21 protein-coding genes are annotated in these 24,900 nt (G+C 35.2%); 17 read left to right on the top strand and 4 right to left on the bottom strand.

Annotated features, from left to right (window positions below; translation table 11 throughout):
* Window positions 1-21 precede the first annotated feature (21 nt).
* Window positions 22-1,320: an amidohydrolase family protein gene (locus IEV69_RS06885; protein WP_188440867.1), complete on the top strand. Its 1,299-nt coding sequence runs from the start codon at window positions 22-24 to the stop codon at window positions 1,318-1,320.
* A gap of 43 nt (window positions 1,321-1,363) precedes the next feature.
* Here IEV69_RS06885 and IEV69_RS06880 read toward each other — a convergent pair whose 3' ends face one another.
* Window positions 1,364-2,152 carry a hypothetical protein gene (locus IEV69_RS06880; protein WP_188440866.1) on the bottom strand — a complete coding sequence of 263 codons (789 nt, stop codon included), beginning with the start codon at window positions 2,150-2,152 and terminating at the stop codon, window positions 1,364-1,366.
* A gap of 102 nt (window positions 2,153-2,254) precedes the next feature.
* On the opposite strand from IEV69_RS06880, the gene IEV69_RS06875 reads away from it, so the two are divergent.
* The 12 genes from IEV69_RS06875 to IEV69_RS06820 all read left to right on the top strand — a co-directional run bounded on the left by IEV69_RS06875 (window position 2,255) and on the right by IEV69_RS06820 (window position 17,812).
* Entirely contained in the window at window positions 2,255-3,052 is a 798-nt protein-coding gene (locus IEV69_RS06875; RefSeq protein WP_188440863.1) for a TrmH family RNA methyltransferase, read from the top strand.
* Window positions 3,053-3,113: 61 nt separating this feature from the next.
* Window positions 3,114-4,346, top strand: a complete 1,233-nt coding sequence (locus tag IEV69_RS06870; RefSeq protein WP_188440862.1) for a M48 family metallopeptidase — start codon at window positions 3,114-3,116, stop codon at window positions 4,344-4,346.
* Between the two features lie 41 nt (window positions 4,347-4,387).
* Window positions 4,388-6,595, top strand: coding sequence for a RelA/SpoT family protein (locus IEV69_RS06865; RefSeq protein WP_188440860.1), 2,208 nt, complete (start codon window positions 4,388-4,390; stop codon window positions 6,593-6,595).
* 25 nt (window positions 6,596-6,620) lie between these two features.
* Window positions 6,621-7,079: a Fur family transcriptional regulator gene (locus IEV69_RS06860; RefSeq protein WP_188440858.1), complete on the top strand. Its 459-nt coding sequence runs from the start codon at window positions 6,621-6,623 to the stop codon at window positions 7,077-7,079.
* A 10-nt stretch (window positions 7,080-7,089) separates the two neighbouring features.
* Window positions 7,090-8,361 carry an adenylosuccinate synthase gene (locus IEV69_RS06855; protein ID WP_188440856.1) on the top strand — a complete coding sequence of 424 codons (1,272 nt, stop codon included), beginning with the start codon at window positions 7,090-7,092 and terminating at the stop codon, window positions 8,359-8,361.
* Between the two features lie 23 nt (window positions 8,362-8,384).
* Window positions 8,385-10,118: an OstA-like protein gene (locus tag IEV69_RS06850; protein ID WP_188440854.1), complete on the top strand. Its 1,734-nt coding sequence runs from the start codon at window positions 8,385-8,387 to the stop codon at window positions 10,116-10,118.
* A 12-nt stretch (window positions 10,119-10,130) separates the two neighbouring features.
* The gene (locus IEV69_RS06845; protein ID WP_188440852.1) at window positions 10,131-11,318 is read left to right on the top strand and encodes an aspartate aminotransferase family protein; all 1,188 of its coding nucleotides are present in this window, start codon (window positions 10,131-10,133) and stop codon (window positions 11,316-11,318) included.
* A gap of 144 nt (window positions 11,319-11,462) precedes the next feature.
* Window positions 11,463-12,863: a tetratricopeptide repeat protein gene (locus tag IEV69_RS06840; RefSeq protein ID WP_188440850.1), complete on the top strand. Its 1,401-nt coding sequence runs from the start codon at window positions 11,463-11,465 to the stop codon at window positions 12,861-12,863.
* Between the two features lie 32 nt (window positions 12,864-12,895).
* A complete protein-coding gene (locus tag IEV69_RS06835) occupies window positions 12,896-13,870 on the top strand; it encodes a DUF368 domain-containing protein (RefSeq protein ID WP_188440848.1) in 975 nt (324 codons plus the stop codon).
* Window positions 13,867-14,883 carry a DUF368 domain-containing protein gene (locus IEV69_RS06830; RefSeq protein ID WP_188440845.1) on the top strand — a complete coding sequence of 339 codons (1,017 nt, stop codon included), beginning with the start codon at window positions 13,867-13,869 and terminating at the stop codon, window positions 14,881-14,883. The genes IEV69_RS06835 and IEV69_RS06830 overlap by 4 nt, the downstream gene beginning before the upstream one ends.
* 53 nt (window positions 14,884-14,936) lie before the next feature.
* Complete coding sequence (locus IEV69_RS06825) at window positions 14,937-15,668, top strand: shikimate dehydrogenase family protein (RefSeq protein ID WP_188440843.1); 732 nt, start codon at window positions 14,937-14,939, stop codon at window positions 15,666-15,668.
* 89 nt (window positions 15,669-15,757) lie between these two features.
* Window positions 15,758-17,812 carry a DUF349 domain-containing protein gene (locus IEV69_RS06820; RefSeq protein ID WP_188440841.1) on the top strand — a complete coding sequence of 685 codons (2,055 nt, stop codon included), beginning with the start codon at window positions 15,758-15,760 and terminating at the stop codon, window positions 17,810-17,812.
* A 16-nt stretch (window positions 17,813-17,828) separates the two neighbouring features.
* Here the strand turns inward: IEV69_RS06820 and IEV69_RS06815 are convergent, their stop codons facing one another.
* The 3 genes from IEV69_RS06815 to dapF form a co-directional block, all read right to left on the bottom strand.
* Window positions 17,829-18,401 carry a TlpA family protein disulfide reductase gene (locus tag IEV69_RS06815; protein WP_188440839.1) on the bottom strand — a complete coding sequence of 191 codons (573 nt, stop codon included), beginning with the start codon at window positions 18,399-18,401 and terminating at the stop codon, window positions 17,829-17,831.
* A 94-nt stretch (window positions 18,402-18,495) separates the two neighbouring features.
* Window positions 18,496-19,020 carry a GNAT family N-acetyltransferase gene (locus IEV69_RS06810; protein WP_188440837.1) on the bottom strand — a complete coding sequence of 175 codons (525 nt, stop codon included), beginning with the start codon at window positions 19,018-19,020 and terminating at the stop codon, window positions 18,496-18,498.
* Window positions 19,011-19,784: a diaminopimelate epimerase gene (dapF, locus tag IEV69_RS06805; protein ID WP_188440835.1), complete on the bottom strand. Its 774-nt coding sequence runs from the start codon at window positions 19,782-19,784 to the stop codon at window positions 19,011-19,013. The genes IEV69_RS06810 and dapF overlap by 10 nt, the downstream gene beginning before the upstream one ends.
* 124 nt (window positions 19,785-19,908) lie before the next feature.
* Here dapF and IEV69_RS06800 point away from each other — a divergent pair, with 124 nt between their 5' ends.
* From IEV69_RS06800 to rplS, 4 genes are all read left to right on the top strand, one after another.
* Window positions 19,909-21,306 carry a trypsin-like peptidase domain-containing protein gene (locus IEV69_RS06800; protein ID WP_188440834.1) on the top strand — a complete coding sequence of 466 codons (1,398 nt, stop codon included), beginning with the start codon at window positions 19,909-19,911 and terminating at the stop codon, window positions 21,304-21,306.
* A 146-nt stretch (window positions 21,307-21,452) separates the two neighbouring features.
* A complete protein-coding gene (locus IEV69_RS06795) occupies window positions 21,453-22,901 on the top strand; it encodes a glyceraldehyde-3-phosphate dehydrogenase (protein ID WP_188440831.1) in 1,449 nt (482 codons plus the stop codon).
* A gap of 126 nt (window positions 22,902-23,027) precedes the next feature.
* Window positions 23,028-23,705: a tRNA (guanosine(37)-N1)-methyltransferase TrmD gene (gene trmD, locus IEV69_RS06790; RefSeq protein WP_188440829.1), complete on the top strand. Its 678-nt coding sequence runs from the start codon at window positions 23,028-23,030 to the stop codon at window positions 23,703-23,705.
* Between the two features lie 128 nt (window positions 23,706-23,833).
* Complete coding sequence (gene rplS / locus IEV69_RS06785; RefSeq protein WP_188440827.1) at window positions 23,834-24,184, top strand: 50S ribosomal protein L19; 351 nt, start codon at window positions 23,834-23,836, stop codon at window positions 24,182-24,184.
* Window positions 24,185-24,900 lie beyond the last annotated feature (716 nt).

The following is a 24,900-nucleotide window of genomic DNA, read 5'->3' as shown; positions in this document are numbered from 1 at the left end:
TAACACATAAAATCATTTAAAATGAAAAACATACATAAAATATTCACTTTGTTGCTCGTGTTAACCGTCAGTATCCCGGTGACCGCTCAACAAACACCTGCACCAGCACAATCTGAAGCCATTTCCATAACCGGTGTAACCGCCCACATTGGAAACGGAAGCGTGATCGAAAACACTACCATCGTGTTTGAAAACGGAAAAATCACCGCCATGGGTGCCAATGCCCCAACCAAAGGAAGGGTAATCAACGCACAGGGAAAACACGTGTATCCTGGTTTTATTACCGTAAACAATACGCTGGGGCTTGGAGAAGTAGATGCCGTCAAAGCGAGTATGGACGTGAATGAAATAGGAACCATTACACCCAACGTAAGAAGCTTGATTGCATACAATGCAGAAAGTAAACTGGTGGAAAGCATGCGACCAAACGGTGTACTTTTAGGACAAATTGTACCCCGTGGCGGCAGGATTACCGGAACCTCCTCAGTGGTTCAGTTTGATGCCTGGAACTGGGAAGATGCCGCTGTAAAAGTAGACGATGCCATTCACATGAACTGGCCCAACAGCTTCTCAAGAGGCCGCTGGTGGCTGGGTGAGTCCAGAGCTTTTCAACCCAACAAAGATTATAGTGAAGACATACAAAAGGCACGTGATTTCTTTAATGGAGCAAAAGCTTACAACAGTGGACAAACAAAAGAAAAGAACCTTGCCTTTGAATCAGTTAAAGGATTGTTTGACGGCAGCAAAAAGCTTTATGTAAATGCTGACAGCGAAAAGGAAATCATAGATGCTGTAATATTTGCAAAGGAATTGGGTATTCAGCATACTGTTCTTGTGGGTGGCTATCAGGCCTACAAAATAACAGAGTTCCTCAAACAAAACAATGTTGCCGTGATTGTGGGCAGAACCCAGAGTACACCCAGTTTTGAAGATGATGATTATGACTTGCCTTACAAGTCTCCAAAACTCCTTCACGATGCGGGACTTTTGGTTTCCATTGACCCCAGCGGAAGCATGGAACGTATGAATACCCGTAACCTTCCTTTCTATGCCGGACAGGTAGTGGGACAAGGAATGAACAAGGAAGATGCCTTGCAATTAATCACCTCAAATGCTTCAAAAATATTAGGCATTGATGCCGATTATGGAACTTTGGAAGTTGGGAAAAGCGCTACTTTGTTTATTTCAGAAGGTGATGCACTGGATGTAAGGGGAAATATCCTTACACACGCATTTATTGACGGAAGGGAACTTTCGTTGCAAAGTCATCATACAAACCTTTATGAAAGGTATTCAAACAAACTTGAGACTGACAAGTAAAAACATTTAAAAAACCTGTTTTAACCCTCTAAAACAGGTTTTTTTAGTTTATAAAATCACTTTCAGTAGGAGCTTCAAACAATGTCTCTGGTAAAACTGAATCTGAAATTTCTATATTTTCAATGGTTGAAGCTCTTTTTAATTTTGATGGCATGTCTTTTTCTCCATAAAATATTTCAATACTGTTTGGTATCTCAAAGCCTGAAACTTCCTGAAATGATGAATATTTAACAAACTCCCACCGTTTGGATTTATATCTGCCGTAGTTTACAACAGTATATCCAAACCAAGCCAATTTATAGGTTTCTTTATCATAATAAAGCACATACTCATCATCAGGCGATTTGCCTGAACCTCTCCCAAAACCAATGTGTATCACGCCATAGTTCTTCCGCATCACTTCTTCATCAAGGCGCTGTGTAAAAAGAGTTCCTTTCTGCAAAAATGCAAAAGGTCCGGAAGCTATATAATAAGCCAAGTCAAATTGTCTTTTGAATGTTTGCTGATCCAAAATCTTATTTTCATCCTGAAGCCATAAATCTTTACCGTCAAAGGCCGCAGTAAAATCGTTGTTCTGTATATGAATTCTTTCATTTGGTAAATCCACTTTATATGTGGAATTCTCGAAAGGAAAGTTAGTTGTAAACTGAAAAGTGTTGGCTGAGTTCCATTGAACCTTACCCCCATGTGCTTCAATAATTTTATCAAAATCCGGAAGTGGCTCAGTTGGTTGTTCAGTTATGTTTTGTTGATTGATGTTTTGCTTAGTTTTTTGATCTGCACAGGTAATAAACACAAACAAAACCAACAAAAGACTTATTCTTATATTCATAGTAGATTCAGAATTAATTGAACACTAAAGATAACCATTCTCTGAAAGATAAAGAGTATCCACTACCCTATAGTTTTCTAAAAAAAGGAATATCTTTGAGTTATGCAAAAATATATAAGCAGCATACAAAATCCATTAATCAAACAACTTTTACTTCTTCAGGAAAAATCCCGTGAACGTAAAAAAACAGGACTTTTTGTTGTTGAAGGTGAACGTGAAATTGCCTTGGCAGCCAAAGCCGGATATGAAATAATTTCACTCTTTTATTGTAAAGAAATTTACTCTGAAAGTGTTTTAATGCATCTCATCAATCAACCAATAGACCGCATTGAAGTACCTTTAGAGTTGTATAAAAAAATTGCTTATCGCGGAAGCACTGAAGGAATTATTGCTATTACCAAAGCTAAAACTCATTCATTAAATACAGTTATATTTAAGACCGACTCACCTTTGATTCTGATAGCTGAAGCTCCCGAAAAACCAGGAAATATTGGAGCTATTTTACGCACAGCAGATGCTGCAAACCTCGACGCTGTTTTTATAGCTAACCCAAAAACAGATTTATACAACCCCAATGTGATCAGAAGCAGCGTGGGTTGTCTGTTTACCAATCAAGTTGCCACCGGTACAACTTCTGAAATTATAACGTTTTTAAAGAAAAACAACATCAATTGCTATTGTGCTGCATTAAAGTCAAGTAAAAATTATACTGATGTTAACTTCACTTCAGCATCAGCTATTGTTGTGGGAACAGAATCAACCGGTTTGAGTGAAAGCTGGCTTGAAAATGCAACTCAAAACATCATCATTCCCATGGAAGGTGAAATAGATTCCATGAATGTTTCTGTTGCCGCTGCAATTATTATCTTTGAAGCTAAAAGACAACGCAAAAACAGTTAAAACACAATTCCCAATCCACTCAAATTTTCCAACAAGAATTTGGAACTATTAATTTCTATCAATGGAAGCAAACACTCTTTTTTACATCATAATTGGAATACTCGCTCTTAGCTTCTTTGCTGATAAATGGTTGAGTCATCTCAATGCCAAAAATTTTGACAAGTCCATCCCTGATGAATTGAAAGATGTTTATGACGAAGACGAATATGAAAAATCACAACAGTATAAAAAAGTAAATTACAAATTTGGTTTACTGAGTTCGTCAGTGATGTTTATTATTACCCTTTTATTTTTCTTTTTGGATGGCTTTGCCTTTGTAGATGATTTTGCCCGGGAATTCTCAAACAACAATATAGTAGTTGCGTTAATATTTTTTGGAATACTCTTTTATGCCTCCGATCTAATTTCAACACCTTTTTCTTATTATGACACTTTTGTGATTGAAGAGAAATTCGGGTTTAATAAAAGTACCAAAAAATTATTCTTTATTGATAAAATTAAAGGATGGCTACTCACAGCCGTTGTTGGTGGTGGACTATTAGCACTTATTATTTGGTTTTATGAAACTACTGGCTCAAATTTTTGGCTCTATGGATGGTTAATAATTACAGTCTTTTCTATTTTTATTAACATGTTCTATGCAAGACTTATCGTGCCATTGTTTAACAAACAAACTCCTTTAGAAGAAGGAAGTTTAAGAGAAAAAATTGAGGGGTATGCAAAAAAAGTAGGATTTAAACTTGACAATATATTTATAATTGATGGTTCAAAACGGAGTACAAAGGCCAATGCATACTTTTCTGGCTTTGGAAAAGAAAAAAGAATAACACTATATGACACACTAATCAAAGATCTCAATGAAGATGAAATAGTAGCTGTTCTTGCACACGAAGTGGGGCATTACAAACGCAACCACATCATTATTAATCTTGTGAGTAGTGTGGTGCTAACCGGTTTAACGCTTTGGTTATTGTCTCTTTTTGTAGGTAGTCCGTTGCTTTCGCAGGCATTGGGTGTAGAAATACCTTCCTTTCATATTGGGTTGATTGCTTTTTTTATTTTATACAGTCCCATATCTACAATTACCGGATTGGTGATGAATTATTTATCCAGAGTATTTGAATATCAGGCAGATAATTTTGCAAAAGCTACCTTTGCAGCTCAACCGTTAATTTCATCATTAAAAAAACTGTCAAAAAACAATCTGAGTAACCTCACCCCTCATCCATTTTATGTGTTTATTCATTATTCACACCCCACTCTATTGCAACGTTACAACAATTTAAAGGCATAAAATTTGTTGTATCTTATAAAACTTAATTGTACTTTTAGGTTATGACGCAAGAGGTTTTATATAAAGAAAGTAAAGAAATTGCAAAGCAATATAAAGAGCTTTTAAAAATCAGTTACCGTACTCTTACTCCTGAGGATAAAAAACTGATTCGAAAAGCCTTTGACGTTGCTGTGGATGCTCATAAAGAACAACGCCGAAAATCAGGTGAAGCTTATATTTTTCATCCTATTGCAGTTGCTAAAATTGTAGCTTCTGAAATTGGATTGGACGCTACTTCAATTGCAGCGGCACTTTTACACGATGTAGTTGAAGACACCGCCTACACTCTCAACGATATCGAACAACTTTTTGGAACAACTGTTGCAAAAATTGTAGACGGACTTACAAAAATTTCTGCTATAGAATCAGAAAGAGATGTCTCTTTACAAGCTGAAAACTTCAGAAAAATGTTACTCACTCTTAATGAGGATGTTAGGGTAATCATCATAAAAATCGCAGATCGTCTCCACAATATGCAAACCATGGAGTCTATGCGAAGGGATAAACAAGTCAAAATTGCATCAGAAACACTTTACATCTATGCCCCCCTTGCACACAGAATTGGGCTTTACAACATCAAGACAGAACTTGAAGATTTAGGTCTAAAATATACCGAACCTGAAGTTTACAATGACATCCTTTTGAAAATTAAAGAAAGTAAAGAAGAGCAAGATAAGTACATTAAAGAATTCAACGATATCATAAAAACCTCACTTGACAAAGAAAGTTTAGAGTATGAAATAAAAGGCCGTCCAAAATCAATTTTTTCCATTAGACGCAAAATGCTTAAACAAAATGTTTCTTATGAAGAGGTGTTTGATAAGTTTGCTGTACGAATTATTTACAAAAGTGATATCTCTCAGGAGAAATTTCTTGCTTGGAAAATTTATTCGATTGTAACAGACCACTTCAGGCCTAATCCCACACGATTGCGCGACTGGATTTCTTCACCGAAGTCTACTGGCTATGAAGCTTTACATATAACTGTAATGGGGCCTAAAGGCCGTTGGGTGGAAGTTCAAATAAGAAGTGAACGAATGAATGAAATCGCAGAAAAAGGATTTGCAGCTCATTATAAATACAAAAATAAAGACGAACAAGAAGATCAAAATCTGGAACTATGGCTTAACAGGCTGCAAGAAGCACTGGAAAGTTCAGAAACCAATGCTGTTGACTTTGTTGAACAATTCAAACTCAATTTATACTCTAAAGAAATTTTTGTATTTACACCAAACGGTGATTTAATTTCCCTTCCAAAAGGAGCAACAGCACTGGACTTTGCCTTTACAATCCATACAGAAGTGGGTTCTAAAACAAGGGGCACCAAAGTAAATGGAAAACTTGTTCCACTGAGCACCGAATTGAAAAGTGGTGATCAGGTTGAAGTTATTACATCAGAAAATGCAAAACCCAACTCTAACTGGCTTGACTACACCACTACCGGAAAAGCAAAATCAAAAATAAAATCTTCACTGCGAGAAGAAAACAAAAAAATTGCTGAAGATGGAAAGCAAATGCTTGCTAGAAAACTGAAGTCATTAAAAATTACACTCGACGAAAAAACAATCAATCAGCTCGTTAGCTTTTTCAAGCTTAAAACTAGTCAGGATTTGTTTTACAGAGCCGGTAATGGAATTATCGACAATCAACAATTGAGAAATTTTGCTGCTTCTAGAAGTAATGCTTTTTTAGGGTTCTTTAAAAACAGAATTCGAAAGCAACCCAAACCTGAAGAAATTCAAAAAGATGAAATTACCGTAAAATATGACCAACTTGTATTTGGCAAAGAAGAAGAAAAACTTGACTACACATTAGCAATTTGTTGCAATCCCATTCCCGGTGATGAAGTCTTTGGTTTTATAACCGTTAACGACGGTATCAAAGTTCACAAAAACACCTGTCCAAATGCTCTGCAACTTCAAAGTAACTTTACCTACCGGATCATTCAGGCTAAATGGATAGATTCTTCACAACAAGATTTTAGAGCACAATTGAAAATTACAGGTATAGATAACCTTGGGCTTGTCAATTCAGTTACTAAAGTGATTTCAAATCATATGAATATAGACATTAAAAGCCTTAGCTTTGAGAGCGATGACGGAGTGTTTACCGGAAAAATCATTGTGATTGTAAAAAACAAAAATATCCTTAATGAAGTGATTACTAAAATCAAAAAAATTAATGGTATTGATAAAGTAACCAGAGTCTAAAATTTGCGTAAATTTGCACCTGAAAATGACAGACACAAAAAAAAATACCGTAAACAATCAGACCATAGTAAAAAATGTATTTACAGCATTTTTAGAAGAAAAAGGGCATCGGAAAACCCCTGAACGCTTTGCTATCCTGCAAGAAATATACGACAGTACTGAACATTTTGATATTGAATCACTTTATATCAAAATGAAAAATAAAAAATACCGCGTGAGTCGTGCAACACTTTACAACACGATAGAATTACTTCTTGAATGTGGCTTGGTAAGAAAACATCAGTTTGGAAAAAACCAAGCCCATTATGAAAAATCATATTTTGACAAACAACACGATCATGTCATTTTAACTGATACAGGTGAAGTAATTGAATTTTGTGACCCGCGAATCCAATCTATAAAACAAACCATCGAAGAAGTTTTTGACATCGAAATAACAAATCACTCACTTTATTTTTACGGAAACAAAAAATCAACCGAATAACACAAAAACAATGGCAGTAGATTTACTACTTGGTCTGCAATGGGGAGACGAAGGAAAAGGAAAAATAGTTGATGTTTTAACTCAAAATTATGACATTGTCGCCCGTTTTCAGGGTGGACCCAATGCCGGTCACACTCTCGAGTTTGATGGAATTAAGCACGTTTTGAGAACAATCCCTTCCGGTATTTTTCATAAAACAACCATCAACCTTGTTGGAAATGGAGTGGTTATTGACCCTGTTGTGTTTGTCAAAGAACTGGAAGGACTGGATAAATTCAACATCGATTACAAAAGTAAACTTTTGCTTTCGCGAAAAGCACACGTCATACTTCCCACTCATCGACTTCTTGATGCAGCTTCAGAAGCCTCAAAAGGAAAAGCAAAAATTGGGTCCACATTGAAAGGCATTGGTCCTACTTACATGGACAAAACAGGCAGAAACGGTTTGCGACTAGGTGACCTTGAAATGCCAAATTGGGAAACGAGATACAGAGCACTTGCTGAAAAACACCTCGGACTAATTGATTTTTATGATGTTGATGTACAGTTTGATCTTGAAGAAATGGAGGAAGAGTTTTTTGAAGCAGTCAAAACTTTAAAAACACTCACTTTCATTGACAGTGAAGAATATATACACCAGGCACAAAAAGAAGGTAAATCTATTCTTGCCGAAGGCGCACAAGGCTCGTTATTAGACATTGATTTTGGAACCTACCCATTTGTAACTTCATCAAACACAACCGCAGCAGGGGCATGTACCGGTCTTGGAGTTGCTCCAAATAAAGTGAAAGAAGTCTATGGAATATTCAAAGCTTACACCACAAGAGTAGGAAGCGGGCCATTTCCCACCGAACTTTTTGATGAGGTTGGAGACAAAATGGCCAGAATTGGGAATGAATTTGGTGCCGTAACAGGAAGACCCCGAAGATGTGGCTGGTTAGACCTGGTAGCATTAAAATATGCCGTTGCTATCAATGGCGTAACCCAGTTAATGATGATGAAAAGTGATGTTTTAAGTGGGTTTGAGACCTTAAAAGTTTGTACCGCTTATCAATACAATGGTAAAAAAATAGAACACTTGCCTTTTAATATAGAACCAGAATTTATTACGCCCCTTTACAAAGAAATGAAAGGATGGAAAGAAGATCTAACCAAAATCAAAGAAACCGATAAATTCCCAAAAGAATTGAATGATTACATCGATTTTCTTGAAGGAGAGTTGGAAGTTCCAATTAAACTGGTGTCTGTGGGTCCAGACAGGACACAAACCATCCATCGATAGAAATTAAAACACATAGTCTGCTGATGAATGCTAGAAACCGAATCACAAAAACGGTATTAATTGCTTTTCAATTAGCGATTTTCAGCTCCCTTTTGAACGCTCAAGAACCTCAAAAAGTTGTTGTTCAATCTGGTTTTTTGGAAATTAGACCAGATGTACCAGATGCTGCTATTTGGACACGTGAAGCCAATGAGCAAGTCTATATTGTTCATGAAGGAGTCGAAATGTGGTGTGATCAGGCATATATGTATAACAAAGATAATTTTGTAAAAGGATATGGCAATGTACGTATCACACAAGGCGATACAATGACCCTTACCAGTAAATATGCAGAATACAACGGCAATACCAAATTTGCTTTTGCAAGTGGCAATGTTATCCTAAAAGAACCCAATACCACCCTTTCTACTGACACGCTTTATTTTGACAGAAACAAACAGCAAGGTTTTTATAGAAGTGGCGGAAAAGTAGTTGATACTTCCAGTACATTGACAAGCAATATTGGACGTTATTTTGCCGAAACTAAACGCTATCAGTTTCTATCAAACGTGGTCGTTACCAACCCTGATTATATAATTAACACAAATCAATTGGATTTTTACAGTGAAACCGGTCACGCTTATCTTTACGGACCTTCAACAATAACAGGGGAAACTAGTGATATATACTGTGAACGTGGTTTTTATGACACAAGGAATGACAAAGGGTATTTTATGCAAAATGCTAAAATAGATTATGAAAGCAGAACAATTTTGGGTGACAGTCTCAATTTTGACAGACAGAAAAACTTCGCTTCGGCAACAAACAATATAAAAGTTATAGACACCTTAAATAATAGTATTGTCAAAGGCCACTATGCTGAAGTATTTAGGGATAAAGATTCTGTATTTATAACCAAACGGGCAGTCGCAATTACTGTTAGAGATGGAGATTCAATTTATATGCACGCCGATACACTTAGAATTACAGGAAAAGCAGACCATCGCATATTGAAAGGATTTTATGAAGCCAGGATTTTTAAAAGTGATATGAGCGGAAAGTCTGACAGTATTTATAGTGACGAAAAAACCGGGATCACAAAAATGCTGAGAAATCCAATAATGTGGAATGGTGAAAGTCAAATGACCGGTGACACTATCATTTTATTATCAAATACTGAAACTGAAAAACTAGACACCCTAAAAGTCCATAACAACGCTTTTTTGATTCAAAAAGACAGTGCCGGTTTCAATCAGGTAAAAGGAGAAAAATTGATTGGTTTATTTACTGAAAATGAATTAGATACTATAAACATAAACAGAAATGCCGAAGTGATTTTCTATACCCGAAATGAAAATGATGAATTAGTGGGTATCAATCATTCAAGAGCTAGTTCAATTCAAATCACACTTAGCGAACAAGAAATAGAAACCATACGATTTATAAGGCAAGCCGAGGGAAAACTTCATCCGGAATCAGAGTTTCCCGAAAACGCACGTATTTTAAGGGGCTTTATCTGGAGAGGTGACGAGCGTCTACTTTCTAAAAATGACTTATTTAAAGGAAAACCTATTCCAAAGCTTCCAAAAATATCAGGAATTCCGCTTCCAAAATTAGAGGAGGATTTTTTTGATGAAAAACCTGATGAAAATTTAAAAATTCCCAAAGCCTCAAGTCTTGAACCAAAAGATTTGAAAAATGACCCTGAAGGGTTTAAGCCTCTAAGTGAAGAAGATGAAGATCGCAACAAAAAAAATGAGGATGGAAATGAATATTAAAATTGGTTCTCAATGGGAATAAAAGATCAGTTTTTTTTACACCAGGCACAAACTACTTCACACCCACTTGCCATGGAGATAAGCCATGCAAAAGGTTCCTATATTTTTGATTCTGAAGGAAAACCACATTTGGATTTTGTAGCAGGAGTTTCCGCTTGTACATTGGGTCATTCTCATCCGGCGGTGGTTGAAGCCATAAAAAAACAAGCAGATGAGTATTTACATGTTATGGTGTATGGGGAATATATTCAAAAACCGGCTGTTGATTTCACCTCATTACTGGCCAAACATTTACCTGAAAGCCTTTCGGTCACCTATCTTACAAACAGCGGCACTGAAGCGATAGAAGGCGCTATTAAATTGGCAAAACGCATCACTGCCAGAGCTCAGATCATAAGCGCTAAAAACGCCTACCACGGTAACACATTAGGCTCATTAAGCATAATGGGCTTTGAAGAACGTAAAAGTGCTTTCAGACCATTAATGCCTGGGGTGAATCACATTACTTTCAACAATGAAAATGACCTTGAAAAAATCACTGATCAAACTGCCGGTGTGGTTTTAGAAACCATTCAAGGAGGTGCAGGTTTTATTTTGCCAAATGACAATTTTCTGCAAAAAGTTAGAAAACGCTGTGATGAAACCGGAGCACAACTTATACTAGATGAAATTCAACCGGGATTTGGTCGCACCGGAAAACTTTTTGGGTTTGAAAATTTCAATTGTATTCCTGATATATTGGTCATCGGTAAAGGAATGGCAGGCGGAATGCCTGTGGGTGCTTTTGTATCTTCATTCGAAAAAATGAAATTACTGCAAAACAATCCAAAGTTGGGACATATTACAACTTTTGGGGGCCATCCGGTGATTGCTGCTGCTGCTTTGGCTACCCTAAAGGAGTTAACCACAACCTCCCTTGTTCAAGAGACTCTAGAAAAAGAAAAGTTATTTAGAAGTCTACTTGTTCATCCATTGATAAAAGAAATCAGAGGCATTGGTTTAATGCTTGCCATAATGCTTGAAAACGAAGAAATCGCAAATCGCGTAATCCTTGAATGTAAAAGCAAAGGCTTGATCCTTTTTTGGCTTTTATTTGAAGGCAAAGCGATCAGAATAACGCCCCCACTAACAATTTCAAAAGTTGAAATTGTACAAGGATGTAAAATTATCTTAGATGTATTAAATGACATAAAAAAATAAAACAACACTCAATCAACTATATTTCAACTATTTAGCCCATTTATAATGTTGATTATTTTGTTAACAATATAATGGGCATAACCTTTGAACAGTAAATTACATTAGTAAATTTATTAAAAGAAGAAATCCCATAAATCCACGTCTATGCATTTAAGCCATAACGAAGACAAAAATTTCTCACTTACCCGTTTTGAATCCATGTTAAAAACCAATAATGTTCTTTTCTTCGACTCTGAAGAATTTGAAGAAATTATTAATTATTATATGGAAAATGGTAAAATCGCTTTGGCCAAAAAAGCGACAAAACTTGGCCTTGAACAACATCCTACTTCCACAAACTTGAAACTCCTTCAAGTGGAAATGTATATCTTTGAAAACAAACTTGATATAGCTGAAGAACTTTTAAACGATCTTCAGGTTATTGAAAGCTCAAACGAAGAAATTTACATTCAACGTGCTAATATTTACTCCAGAAAAGACGATCATAAAAAAGCGATTAACTTACTTGAAAAAGCACTCGAAATAACAGAAGATGAGCTTGATGTGCTCAACCTTATAGGGATGGAATATCTCTTTCTGGAAGACTATGAAAATGCTAAATACTACTTCATGAGATGTGTAGAGGAAGATCCAGAAGATTATTCTTCTCTCTACAACGTTATCTATTGTTATGAAATTTTAGAACTTCATATAGATGCCATTGATTATCTAAACATTTATCTCAATTCAAACCCTTACTGTGAAGTTGCCTGGCACCAAGTAGGTAAACAATATTTCTTGCTTAAGAAGTATAAAAAAGCGCTTGCTGCGTTTGATTTTGCAATAATTTCAGATGACACATTTGTGGGTGCTTACCTTGAAAAAGGAAAAGTGCTTGAAAAACTCAAACGCTACAATGAAGCCATTGAAAACTATTCAATTACCTTAAATTTAGAAGACCCCACTTCATTTGCACTATTGCGCATTGGTAAATGTCACGAAAAATTGGGCAACGAAGAGTTTGCCCTGGAATATTATCACAAATGTGTTCATGAAGACATTCTTTTAGATAAAGGCTGGATTGCTATAACAGATTTTTATATCAAAAAAAATAATTTCCAAAAAGCACTTTATTTTATTGATAAAGCCATCAATATCGACAGTGAAAATGTGCATTATTGGAAACGATATGCAAAAATAAATAATCGCTTAAACCTTTTTGAAGAAGCTGAAATTGGATATAGAAAAACCATTGAACTTGGTAATTATGAACTGCAAACCTGGATTAGCAGATCAGATATTTTGATGCAACTTGGCGAGTTTGAAGCAGCTATTACCAATTTATTTCAAGCTATAGATTTTTATCCTGAAAATGCCGAATTGGAATACAGACTCAGCGGGCTTTATTATTTCCTAAACGACACCACAAAAGGAAGCTTTCATTTAAAAAATGCTTTAAAACTTGATTTGGAATACAAGTTAATACTTGAAGTATTATTTCCCACAGTTTATGAAATGCCTGAGGTTCAAAATTTAATAAGTAATTACGGAAATACTTCCCAATAAATTTCTTTATTTTTGGGCAAAATTTGCCCTCAATGAAAGAAAATAATACTGTGCAACACCTCTTTTTGTTCTTAAAAGGAATTGCAATGGGCGCAGCAGATGTTGTGCCGGGTGTGTCTGGAGGCACAATTGCATTTATTTCAGGTATATATGAAGAATTGATAAATACCATCCACAACTTAAATTTTTCATTTTTTAAAACCTGGAAAGAAAACGGATTTAAAAAAGCATGGATTTCATATAACCTTAAATTTTTAGCCATTCTGCTTAGCGGTATTTTGGTAAGTTTCATTTCCCTTGCTAAACTTATTGGGTGGCTTTTGGAAAACCATCCCATTTTGGTTTGGTCATTCTTTTTTGGACTCATAGTTGCCAGTATTATTTATGTGGGCAAAGAAGTTAAAACTTGGAATCTGAAAATCATTTTAGCGCTTTTAATTGTTTCTATAGGCTCTTATTACATTACCCTTGCAGAACCCATGGCTTCACCTGAAAATAATTTGTATATATTATTTTCAGGATTTATCGCCATTATTGCCATGATTTTACCCGGTATATCAGGCTCTTTCATACTACTTCTTTTGGGTTCATATGAAGTGGTTATAAATACACTTAATGACTTGACCACTGCTTTATTTTCCGGAAACTGGGATTTGCTTTGGACTTCTATGATTAAAATATTGCTTTTTATCACAGGAGCTATCGTTGGAATTAAGTTATTTTCAGGTGTTTTAAACTGGTTATTTAAAAATTTCAAAAACTTAACTTTGGCAGTGTTAACGGGCTTTATGATAGGAGCATTGAACAAAGTTTGGCCTTGGAAAGAAGTGATGAGCTGGCGTTTAAACTCAGAAGAAATTAAAGTTCCTTTACTTGAAGAAAGCGTTTTACCGGGTGATTTTATGGGTGATCCTCAAGTGCCTTCTGCGCTAATCGCTATGATTATAGGGTTTTTGAGCATTTTCATTTTGGAGCAAATTGCACAAAAAAAAACTGAAACAAAATGAAGGAACCTCGTTCTTTTTCTGACAAAATTTGGCTTATTTTAAAAGGGCTTGGTATGGGCGCTGCAAATAAAGTGCCGGGTGTTTCCGGGGGTGTAGTCGCTTTTGTTGCCGGTTTTTATGAAGAGTTTATTTACTCACTTCAAAAAATAAACAGAAAAGCATTTAAACTTTTAGTTTCAGGAAGATTTAAAAGCTTTTACAGGTATATCAACGGGCAGTTTTTAGGGTTGTTGATTTTAGGAATGCTTATAAGCTACTTTAGTGTTTCAAAGATTCTAGATTATTTAATTTTACATTATGAACTTTTTGTATGGAGTGCATTTTTTGGGATGATAGTGGGCTCCATTTATTACATCGCTAAAGATTTTGATGAGTGGACCAAAAGAAATATTGCCATACTGCTTTGTGGTATCATTGCCGGAGTAGCTATTAGTTTTTTAGAACCAGCTAAAGAAAATGACAACCTCTTTTTTGTTTTTCTATGTGGGATTATAAGTGTTTCAGGAATGACACTTCCTGGGCTTTCAGGTTCTTTTATTTTAATATTATTAGGTAACTATGTGCTGCTTTTAGTAGATTCTGTCAATGCACTGTATGACACTTTTACCGAAGTTATTCTATTTAACTTCGACTTTTTAGAAAATTCTGAGCGAATCAGGTTACTAAAAGTCTTGGCGTCTTTCACTTTGGGATCGATAACTGGTTTAGTAACACTTTCTCATCTACTTGGCTATTTATTGAAACAGTTTAAAAATGCTACATATGCTGGTATAATTGGGTTTATTGCTGGCTCCTTGGGGGTAGTTTGGCCCTGGAAAGAAAAAATCTACTCTTTAGATGCACAAGGAAATTTTCTCTATGACATTGAGGGCAATAGAATTTTGAGTAATTATAAAAGATTTATACCAAATTCCATCGATAGTGAGACATTTATCGCAATCTTTTTTATATTTGTAGGAATCCTTCTCGTATTGGCTTTAGGCTGGTATGGTGACAGAACAAAATCAAACTAAAAACCAACATTTAATCCCCAAAATGTTGATAGTTTTTAAACCTTTACAAAGCTATGGCAACCTACGGTCTTTTGGGGAAAAACATTTCTTACTCATTTTCAAAACCTTACTTTGAATCGTTTTTCCAATCGAAAAATTTACATCATCAATATTTGAATTTTGACATTTCAAAAATTGAAGAAATCACAACAGTTCTAAAGTCACATCCCGATTTAAAGGGACTCAATGTAACAATTCCCTACAAAGAACAAATACTTTCTTTTTTATACAAAACTGATAAAGAAGCAAAAAGAATTGGTGCTGTTAATACTGTGAAAATTTCAAAAAAAGGCAACCTGATAGGTTATAACTCAGATCATTATGGGTTCGCAAAATCCCTTTCAGAGCACTTCCCGCTTACTGATAAAACAGCATTGATTTTAGGCAGTGGAGGTGCCTCAAAAGCCATTGCATATGTATTAAATAACCTCAATTTTAAATACACATTTGTTTCACGTGAGAAAAACAAAACCAATTTCAGTTACAATGAACTTACAACTGAAATAATAGCAAACCATAAACTCATTATAAACTGTACCCCTCTTGGGACGAGCCCAAACATCAATGGATACCCCAACATTCCATACAAAGGCATATCAGATAAGCACCTCCTGTTTGATTTAATTTACAACCCAAAACTCACAATTTTTTTAAAACTTGGAAAGGATCAGGGAGCTAGAATAGTAAATGGAGAAGCAATGCTAAAATATCAGGCAATGAAATCCTGGGAGATATGGAATTCATAAAATCAAAACCACTCTAAAACTTTGCAGTTAGCGAAGTTGTTATTATCTTTCCATCCACAAAAATAATAGGAACCTTAACATTGAAAGAAATGTCAGACCAAGAAAAAGATCAGGAAAGAGAAGCGATTTTAAAAAATGAGCAAGAGCAGGATGTAAACGAAAATTCAGTCAATGAATCTGATACTTCTGATTTAAAGAAATCACCACAAGACACTCCTGATTCTGAAAAAGAATCAATTAAAGAAACAGAACAAAAGAAACAAGAAACTTCTGTTGATGAGTCTGACCAAAATGAAAATAAACCTGGTGATACAACTTCCGAAAAAGTTGAAAACCAGATTGAGGCCTCCGAAAGCGACGAAGATGAAGAAGATGAAATAACTTCTTCTGATGACGAAGAAACAGAAGATGATTCTGAACAAGACAAAGGGACAACAGACTATCACAGTATGTCTCAAAAAGAACTTGTGGGCTCTCTCAAAGACTTGCTGAAAACAGGTAAAATTCAAGAAATTAAAAAAGAGGTTGATGAAATCCGACACGAATTCAACTCTCAGTTTGACGATGAAATCAATGAAAAAAAGGAAGAGTTTATTGCTCAGGGAGGAAACATTATTGACTTCCATTACTCTTCTCCCTTAAAGAACGAATTCAATTCATTGTATTTTGAATATCGTGAAAAAAGAAACAATTATTTCAAAAATCTAAAAAAAGATCTTCAAGCCAACCTTCAAAAACGTTTAGAACTCATTGAAGAACTCAAAGGCTTAATAGATGTAGAAGAAAACATCAATACTACTTACAAGCATTTTAAAGATATACAAGAACGCTGGCGTGAAGCCGGACCGATACCCAGAGACGGTTATAATACTGTTTGGAACAACTACCATCACCACGTCGAAAACTTTTATGACTTTCTGCACCTTAACAGAGAATTCAGAGACCTCGATTTTAAACACAATCTGGAACAAAAGTTAAAAATAATAAACAGAGCTGAAGAACTTGCAAATGAAGAGAACGTCAACAAGGCATTTAGAGAGCTTCAATTGCTTCACAAAATGTGGAAAGAAGACACAGGTCCTGTGGCCAAAGAATATCGTGATGACGTGTGGGATAGGTTTAGCGCTGCTACAAAAGTAATTCACGATAAACGAGCAGAGTACCAAAAAGAAATTGAAAAAGATTTTGAAAAAAACCTTGAACTAAAGAACGAAATTACAAGCCGAATAGAAGAACTCACTGAAAATACTAAAAATAGCCATCAAGCCTGGCAGCAAGGTATTAAAGCTTTAGAGAAATTGAGAGAAGAGTTTTTCAATGCAGGAAAAGTACCGGCAAAAAATAACGATGAAAGCTGGAATAATTTTAAAGAAGCCGTAAGAAACTTTAATCGTAAGAAAAATCAGTTTTATAAAAATCAGAAAAAAGAACAATATACAAACCTTTCAAAAAAGCAAGAACTCATCAAAATAGCCGAAGAAAACAAAGACAGTGATGACTTTGAAGTGGTAACTCCATTGATGAAAAAAATCCAGAATGAATGGAAGCAAATAGGTCATGTACCCAGAAAGGACAGTGATAAAATCTGGAAACAATTTAAAGCAGCCTGCAATCATTATTTCGACCGTTTTCATGCAAGCCGCAACAAAGCAAGTGAAGATGAAGTAAAAAATCTTGAAGCTAAAAACACACTTCTGGAGGAATTAAAAGCATTTGACCTTTCTGGTGAACCAAAAAGTGATTTAAAGTTTATTAAAGAAAAAATCAGTACTTGGAAAGATATTGGCAGAGTTCCTTTTGCTAAAAAGAATATTGAAAGCAAGTTTAATAAAACTATTGATGCCCTCTTCAAAAAGCTTGATGTTAGCAAAAAAGAAATTGAGCTTATTAAATATGACAATAAGCTTAATAACATTACTTCACAAGATGACGAACGCAAAATTCAAAATGAACGCTTTTTTATTACCAAGAAAATAGATGAAGTAAAACAGGAAATTAACCAGCTGGAAAACAATTTAGGCTTCTTTCAATATGTAGATGATTCAAATCCTATGGTCAAAGAAGTTCACAAAAACATTCAAAGACACAAAGACGAACTTGAACTCTGGAAAGAAAAGCTTAAGAAACTAAAAGAAGTTATGTAATTAACAATTGGTTTTTTTAGTTATCTAAATTTTCAGATAGCAGTTCATCAAGGAGTACTCTAGTTTTTTTACTGTTCCAGTTGGCAACACCCGTTTTACTCATAACAATTTTTCCCTTTTTGTCAATGATATAAGTTGTAGGTAATGCATTTGAATTAAGCTTTGAAGGAGGCTGATCCAGTGATTGATATACAGGAAAATTGTATTCATTTTTATTTAAAAAAGCATTGATTGTTGTTCGCTTCTCATTAGAAACGAAATAAAACTCTACCTGCCCACCATAGTCATTATACAACTCTTGAAAAGAAGGCATCTCCGCTATACAGGGCGGACACCAGGTTGCCCATAAGTTTATCAAAACAACCTTGCCCTCAGATTCTGAAAGATTGGCAGCTGTGCCGTTTACTTCTCTAAGTTTCCACGAAAAATCTCCAAGAACCTCACGCTCTTCTTCTTCGATTGCATTGGGACTAAAAGCAATTAATCGCTGCACAAAAACCTGAATAGGTGTGCGGGTTTGAGGAATAATTAAAAGGACCAAAAAAATACCAAAAATTATACTTGAGTAGTGCTTTTTTAAAAAACGCATGAGGAAATTTTAATGAGAATTGAAAAACTTAAATGCAAAGATACTGACACTATCAGCAGAAGCAAACAATTTTAGGCAACCTTAACACCTGTTGTTATGACTTAATTTTTTGAAACAAAAAAGCATCCTTGAATGAGTCCCTAAAATAAACCCAGTCTTTTTTTACAGCTGTATTTATAAACCCGGCTTTTTCAAATAATTTTTTGCTTTGTGCATTATCTTCTAAAACAATTGCAAAGACTTGATGAACATCAAATTGCTTAAAAGCATAATCACAAAGCAAATTGATGGCTTCAAAAGCAAAGCCTTTACCTCGCTGTTCTTTGTCTTTTATTACAATTCCCAAACCTACACGCTTGTTTTTTGGGTCGAAATCATAAAGATCAATAAGTCCCAAAAAAGCGTCATCCAATGTTGTAATTACTAACCGAAGTTGTTTTACTTCATAAATATCTTTAGAAGAATTTTTGAGATACTTTTTTAAAACAAAGCGAGAAAATGGAGTTTGGCTATCACCATATTCCCAAAAATCAGTATTGTTTTCAATCTGATAAAGAAAGTCTAAATCAGTCGGTTCAAGGGCGCGTAATTTAATTTTTTCTCCTGTAATCATTTCCATTCTCCCTTAAAAACCATTACTGCTGGTCCAATTAGACATACGTTTTTATAAACTGTTCCTACCTTTTCAAAAGTCACTGTCAATTCACCCCCGGGCGTTTGAAGAGTAATTTTGTTGGATTGGGTCATCCCCTTGGAATGCATTGCTATTGCAACTGCAGTAACTCCCGTCCCACATGATAGTGTTTCTGCTTCAACACCACGCTCATAGGTTCTAACTGAAAAGATTGAATCACTTTTAGGTTCAACAAAATTAATATTGGCCCCTTCCCTACCATAAAAATCATAACGCAACTTTGCTCCTTCCTGGTGCACGTCAAATTCCGATAAATTTTGACAAACTACTACGTGATGAGGCGAGCCTGTGTCGAGAAAGGTGAAATCCTTCTTTTGTTGTATTTCTGATACTGAATTCATCTTTAAAGAAACCATTCCTTCTTTTAAGCTTGCTTCATGAACACCGTCAATGGCTTCAAAAGTCGCTTTATTTTGGATGATTCCTAAAAAATTGGCGAAATGCACCAAACAGCGACCACCATTACCACACATACTGCTTTGGTTTCCGTCAGCATTGAAATACACCATCTTAAAATCAAGATCTGGATGGTTTTCGAGAAGAATTAAACCATCGGCTCCAATGCCAAATTTTCGGTCACAAAGTGTTGAAATAAGTTTGGTATCATTTTTGGGAAATAACAACTGACGATTGTCGATTAGCACAAAATCGTTTCCGGTTCCTTGATATTTATAGAAAGTGAATTGCATACCACAAAGGTACTATTATTTCAGATGAATATCTGTTGTTAAATGCCCGTTAAAACTATTTTGATTTAAATCACAATCTAATAATTTTACAATAAAAATGTTTAAATACTTAAATTTCAGCCCTATGAAAAGACACGCTAGCTTATTTTTAATTGCGATTTTTTCGGGAGTCTTAACCTTAAGTGGTTATAAATTCTTCCTTGAAGAAACACCCGAATCTTCTATAACCACAAAAGATGAAGCTAAACTAATCCCTACAAATTATATGGCACCCAATTTTGTTGAGGGGTCAGAAATTGATTTTACGTTTGCTGCAGAAAAAACGATCAATGCCGTTGTACACATTAAAAACAGAACAGTGACAACCGGCCCAACAAATATTTATGAATTTTTATACGGAAGAGGACAGCAACGTGAAATTGTAGGCTCCGGTAGCGGAGTAATAATCACTCCTGATGGATACATTGTCACAAACAACCACGTGATTGATAATGCCTCTCAAATTGAGGTGGTACTCAATGACAATAAATCTTATGATGCCGAACTGGTGGGGACTGATCCAAAAACTGACATCGCACTCTTAAAAATTAATACTGAAACTGAACTGCCTTATGTTCCATTTGCAGATTCCAATGCCATTAAAGTAGGTGAATGGGTGCTAGCAGTTGGAAACCCTTTTAACCTTACTTCAACAGTGACAGCAGGCATTGTGAGTGCAAAAGCTAGAAATCTCAACGAATTTGACGGAAATCCACAATCATTTATACAAACGGATGCTGCCGTAAACCGCGGAAACAGTGGTGGAGCTTTGGTTAATATAAACGGTGAACTGGTGGGAATCAATACAGCAATCACGTCTCAAACGGGCGCCTTTATCGGATATTCATTTGCTGTTCCTTCAAATATCACAAAAAAAGTTGTTGAAGACATACTTGAATATGGTAATGTTCAAAGAGCTATTTTAGGCATTCAAATTTTAAATTCAAATTCAAATGAAGCCCAGGAATTGGGTGTGAATAATATTCAGGGGGTATATGTTGCCGATATTGAAAAAGGAAGTGGTGCTGATAAAAGTGGTATCAAAAAAGGAGACATCATCAAACATATCGATCAAATTCAAATCAACAAGTTTTCTGATCTATCAGGATATCTTAGTTCTAAAAGACCTAATGATAAAGTAAACGTTCTGGTTGAAAGAAACGGAAATGAAAAAATAATTCCAGTTACTCTTGCTAAACTAGAAACTTATGAAATGCAGAATTTAGGCCTTGAAGTTAAAAACTTAAACGAAAGTGAATTGAAAGCTTTGGGTATTAAAAGTGGTGTTATTGTCACCAGGCCCCTTACAAGAGAAATGGCTCAATACAATCTTTCAGGAATTGTAATCACAAAAATTAATGACCAAGTGGTAAAATCTATAGACGATGTCAGAAACATTATGGAAAATCAAACTCCAAATACTCCCATAAAGATTTCTTTCATCGATCAACAAGGTGAAACCAACACCTTTATATTCAGATAAAAACATAAAAAAAGCATTGTAGCTACCTCTTTGAAAATCAAACTTCAAAGAGGTTTTTATTTTTATAATTAAGCTTTAATATGACATTTGAAATAACTAATTTTGCACCAAATTTAATCGAGACCTAATCTTTAACAACACACGCTATGAGTTACCAAGAAGTTTATGAAAAAGAACTTTCTTTTCAGGCAGACCGCAGACGCGCTACTGTAGAGTTTATTAAAATTATCAGCGACCTTTGGTATGACAAATCAATCGAATTGGTATTGTTCAGAAATCAATTGATTGATAAAAATGTAAGTGAAATTTTAAACTTACACGAATATGCCGGAGAATTTGTACAAAAACCTATTTCAATTTTTGATTCGGTTGAAATAGCTCAGGCAATTAAAATGCTTGACCTCCCACCGGCAAAACTGGATATTGGTAAATTAACTTACGAGTTTCATCTGGAAGATGACAAATACAGTGATGCACTTGCCTTTGTTTCAGACAAATTAAAAGATGCATCAAAAGAGGAAAATAAAAAGCCAAAAGATGTTGTGCTTTACGGGTTTGGACGTATAGGAAGACTCCTTGCCAGAGAACTTATGGCTCGCACCGGAAAGGGAAATCAACTTCGTTTAAGAGCTATCGTAACTCGCGGAAGTATTGATGAAACAGTTCTTGAAAAAAGAGCTTCCTTACTTCAATATGACTCAGTTCACGGAGATTTTATGGGTACTGTTCAAATTGATGTAGAAAACTGTGCATTAATCATAAATGGAACTACCGTACATATGATTTCTGCCAACGCACCTGAGGATATAGATTATACGAAATTTGGAATAAACGATGCCCTGATAATTGACAATACCGGAGCATTTAGAGACGATAAAGAATTAGGCCGTCATTTAAAGTCAAAAGGAGCTTCAAAAGTTTTATTAACCGCCCCTGGAAAAGGAGTTCCAAACATAGTTCACGGTGTAAACCAAACTGAATACAACCCCGATAAAGTAGATATCTTTTCAGCGGCATCCTGTACAACAAATGCAATCACTCCAATTCTAAAAGTTATTGAAGATTCTTTTGGTATTGTTCAGGGGCATCTGGAAACAATTCACGCATATACAAACGACCAAAACCTTGTTGACAATATGCATAAAAAATATCGCAGAGGTCGCGCTGCAGCGCTTAACATGGTAATCACAGAAACCGGAGCCGGTAGTGCAGTTGCTAAAGCACTTCCGGAGTTAGCAGGCAAATTGACTTCAAATGCAATTCGGGTACCTGTTCCAAATGGCTCATTAGTGGTTCTAAACCTTGAACTAAAAAACAAAACATCAGTAGAAGGTGTTAATGCTGCTCTAAAAAAATATGCACTCGAAGGTGACTTGGTAGAGCAAATTAAATATTCACTGAACAACGAATTGGTTTCAAGTGATATCGTTGGTTCTTCTGCTCCTTCAATTTTTGACAGCAATGCAACCATTGTCAATGCTGAAGGAAACAATGTTGTCCTGTATGTATGGTATGACAATGAATATGGATACAGCCATCAGGTAATTAGATTGGCAAAATATATTGCTAAAGTGAGAAGATTCACTTATTATTAGTAGCTATATATAATTTTAAAAAAACCACTTCAACATCTTGTAGTGGTTTTTTTAGTTTAGAGAGGTTACCCAAAAATAATAACACTAAATTTGTAAATCGAAAATCTGTTTGATACATTTTCAATCATGCGCATAGATATTATAACCGTTTTACCTGAATTATTAAAAAGTCCGTTTGAAGCTTCAATTTTAAAAAGAGCTATCGAGAAGGGTTTGGTGGAAATTTACTTTCACAATTTAAGAGATTATGTAACTGACAATTACAAACAGGTTGATGATTATCAATACGGAGGCGGTGCAGGCATGGTGATGATGATTGAACCCATTGATAAATGCATTACAAAACTAAAAAGTGAACGTTCATATGACGAAGTCATTTATATGACTCCTGATGGTGAAACACTCAAGCAGAAAACTGCAAATTTTCTTTCACTCAAAGAGAACCTGATCATTCTCTGTGGTCATTATAAAGGAGTTGATCAACGCGTGAGAGACCATTTTGTAACTAAAGAAATCTCAATTGGCGATTATGTTCTTAGCGGTGGAGAACTCGGGGCTGCGGTACTTTGCGACACGATCATTCGGCTTATTCCCGGAGTTTTGGGCAATGAATCAAGTGCACTGACAGATTCATTTCAAGATGATTTGCTGGCACCTCCCATCTACACACGACCGGCAGAATATAAAGGCTGGAAAGTACCTGATATTTTATTGAGCGGAAATTTTCCAAAAATTGAAATATGGAGAGAGGAAGAAGCTTATAAAAGAACCAAAGAACGACGTCCCGATTTATTGGATGAATAATTCTAAAATATTGAATTAAATTTCAAATTAAATAATTATATTTGCACCCGCATTTAAAAATGCAATCTCCTCAACCTCTGGCGAAAATCGTGAATGTTGTTTTGATTTTAATTCCAACTTAAGCAACAATGGAAGATTTAGTAAAATTTGTACAAGACGAATTCGTTACCAAAAAAGAATTCCCAAAATTTAGTGCCGGTGATACCATCACTGTGTATTACGAAATTAGAGAAGGTGAAAAAACCAGAACTCAGTTTTTTAGAGGAGTCGTTATCCAGTTAAGAGGAACCGGAGCTTCTCAAACATTCACCATAAGAAAAATGTCTGGAGATGTTGGTGTAGAGCGAATATTCCCTATTAACCTTCCTACATTACAAAAAATTGAAGTGAACAAAAAAGGTAGTGTTCGAAGAAAAAGAATTTTCTACTTCAGAGAACTTACAGGTAAGAAGGCAAAAATTAGAGAAAAAAGAAAATAATTTTTACCTAAAACACACTGAAATCAAAGCTCCGCAATGCGGGGCTTTTTTTATGAACCATTGTTAATAACTCAAGTTAATAAATTGTTAATTTATAATAGAAAAAAAATTGGGTACATAAAACATTAGGTGCTATATTTGAATATCAAAATAAAATTAAACATTGTTAATTCAGGTTTAAGAGTAGTTTTGATCTAAAGTAAAGTTCTTTGTCATTTGTTTAATTATTGTTTGAAATACACTTCCTTTGGAGTTGTATTAGATAATTAAATAAAGGTGTCAATATAAGTTGTAACTATAATCTCACGATTAAAACTACAACTTATCAATTGAAACTAAGTTAAATAAAACCACGGTGCAGGATAGTAACGAGCCTGCCTCAGAAATCTTATGATTTACCGGTAACGGGATTTTTAACTAAATTACAGTTCGAAGTAGCTAACACTAAATTGAAATGTATTTTAGACAATTGAACTTTCTTTACGACAACTTTTGCATTTGCCTGAGTACAACCTGAATTTTATAATTCAGCACTTGTATGAGAATGTAAAGGTTTGGATGAGAACAAGGCCAACATTGTTGAGTCCTGGTTCAAAATCCAGTGAGGTAGTTCACGACACAGATGTTGTAATAACTCTGTCTCAGTCATCTAGCGATGAGTCGGTAAAGAATTATTATCAAGAAAGCCATCCACCTCTTGAGGCGGATGGCTTTTG

The sequence above is a fragment of the Planktosalinus lacus genome (genome assembly GCF_014640155.1).
GTDB classification, from domain to species: Bacteria; Bacteroidota; Bacteroidia; order Flavobacteriales; family Flavobacteriaceae; genus Planktosalinus; species Planktosalinus lacus.
The sequence above is the reverse complement of the archived record's forward strand: the minus strand, read 5'-3'. Positions and strand labels throughout refer to the sequence as shown.

Coding starts and splice junctions, on each gene's coding strand:
- IEV69_RS06885 (WP_188440867.1), top strand. CDS start 22: ATGAAAAACATACATAAAATATTCACTTTGTTGCTCGTGTTAACCGTC.
- IEV69_RS06880 (WP_188440866.1), bottom strand. CDS start 2,152: ATGAATATAAGAATAAGTCTTTTGTTGGTTTTGTTTGTGTTTATTACC.
- IEV69_RS06875 (WP_188440863.1), top strand. CDS start 2,255: ATGCAAAAATATATAAGCAGCATACAAAATCCATTAATCAAACAACTT.
- IEV69_RS06870 (WP_188440862.1), top strand. CDS start 3,114: ATGGAAGCAAACACTCTTTTTTACATCATAATTGGAATACTCGCTCTT.
- IEV69_RS06865 (WP_188440860.1), top strand. CDS start 4,388: ATGACGCAAGAGGTTTTATATAAAGAAAGTAAAGAAATTGCAAAGCAA.
- IEV69_RS06860 (WP_188440858.1), top strand. CDS start 6,621: ATGACAGACACAAAAAAAAATACCGTAAACAATCAGACCATAGTAAAA.
- IEV69_RS06855 (WP_188440856.1), top strand. CDS start 7,090: ATGGCAGTAGATTTACTACTTGGTCTGCAATGGGGAGACGAAGGAAAA.
- IEV69_RS06850 (WP_188440854.1), top strand. CDS start 8,385: ATGAATGCTAGAAACCGAATCACAAAAACGGTATTAATTGCTTTTCAA.
- IEV69_RS06845 (WP_188440852.1), top strand. CDS start 10,131: ATGGGAATAAAAGATCAGTTTTTTTTACACCAGGCACAAACTACTTCA.
- IEV69_RS06840 (WP_188440850.1), top strand. CDS start 11,463: ATGCATTTAAGCCATAACGAAGACAAAAATTTCTCACTTACCCGTTTT.
- IEV69_RS06835 (WP_188440848.1), top strand. CDS start 12,896: ATGAAAGAAAATAATACTGTGCAACACCTCTTTTTGTTCTTAAAAGGA.
- IEV69_RS06830 (WP_188440845.1), top strand. CDS start 13,867: ATGAAGGAACCTCGTTCTTTTTCTGACAAAATTTGGCTTATTTTAAAA.
- IEV69_RS06825 (WP_188440843.1), top strand. CDS start 14,937: ATGGCAACCTACGGTCTTTTGGGGAAAAACATTTCTTACTCATTTTCA.
- IEV69_RS06820 (WP_188440841.1), top strand. CDS start 15,758: ATGTCAGACCAAGAAAAAGATCAGGAAAGAGAAGCGATTTTAAAAAAT.
- IEV69_RS06815 (WP_188440839.1), bottom strand. CDS start 18,401: ATGCGTTTTTTAAAAAAGCACTACTCAAGTATAATTTTTGGTATTTTT.
- IEV69_RS06810 (WP_188440837.1), bottom strand. CDS start 19,020: ATGGAAATGATTACAGGAGAAAAAATTAAATTACGCGCCCTTGAACCG.
- dapF (WP_188440835.1), bottom strand. CDS start 19,784: ATGCAATTCACTTTCTATAAATATCAAGGAACCGGAAACGATTTTGTG.
- IEV69_RS06800 (WP_188440834.1), top strand. CDS start 19,909: ATGAAAAGACACGCTAGCTTATTTTTAATTGCGATTTTTTCGGGAGTC.
- IEV69_RS06795 (WP_188440831.1), top strand. CDS start 21,453: ATGAGTTACCAAGAAGTTTATGAAAAAGAACTTTCTTTTCAGGCAGAC.
- trmD (WP_188440829.1), top strand. CDS start 23,028: ATGCGCATAGATATTATAACCGTTTTACCTGAATTATTAAAAAGTCCG.
- rplS (WP_188440827.1), top strand. CDS start 23,834: ATGGAAGATTTAGTAAAATTTGTACAAGACGAATTCGTTACCAAAAAA.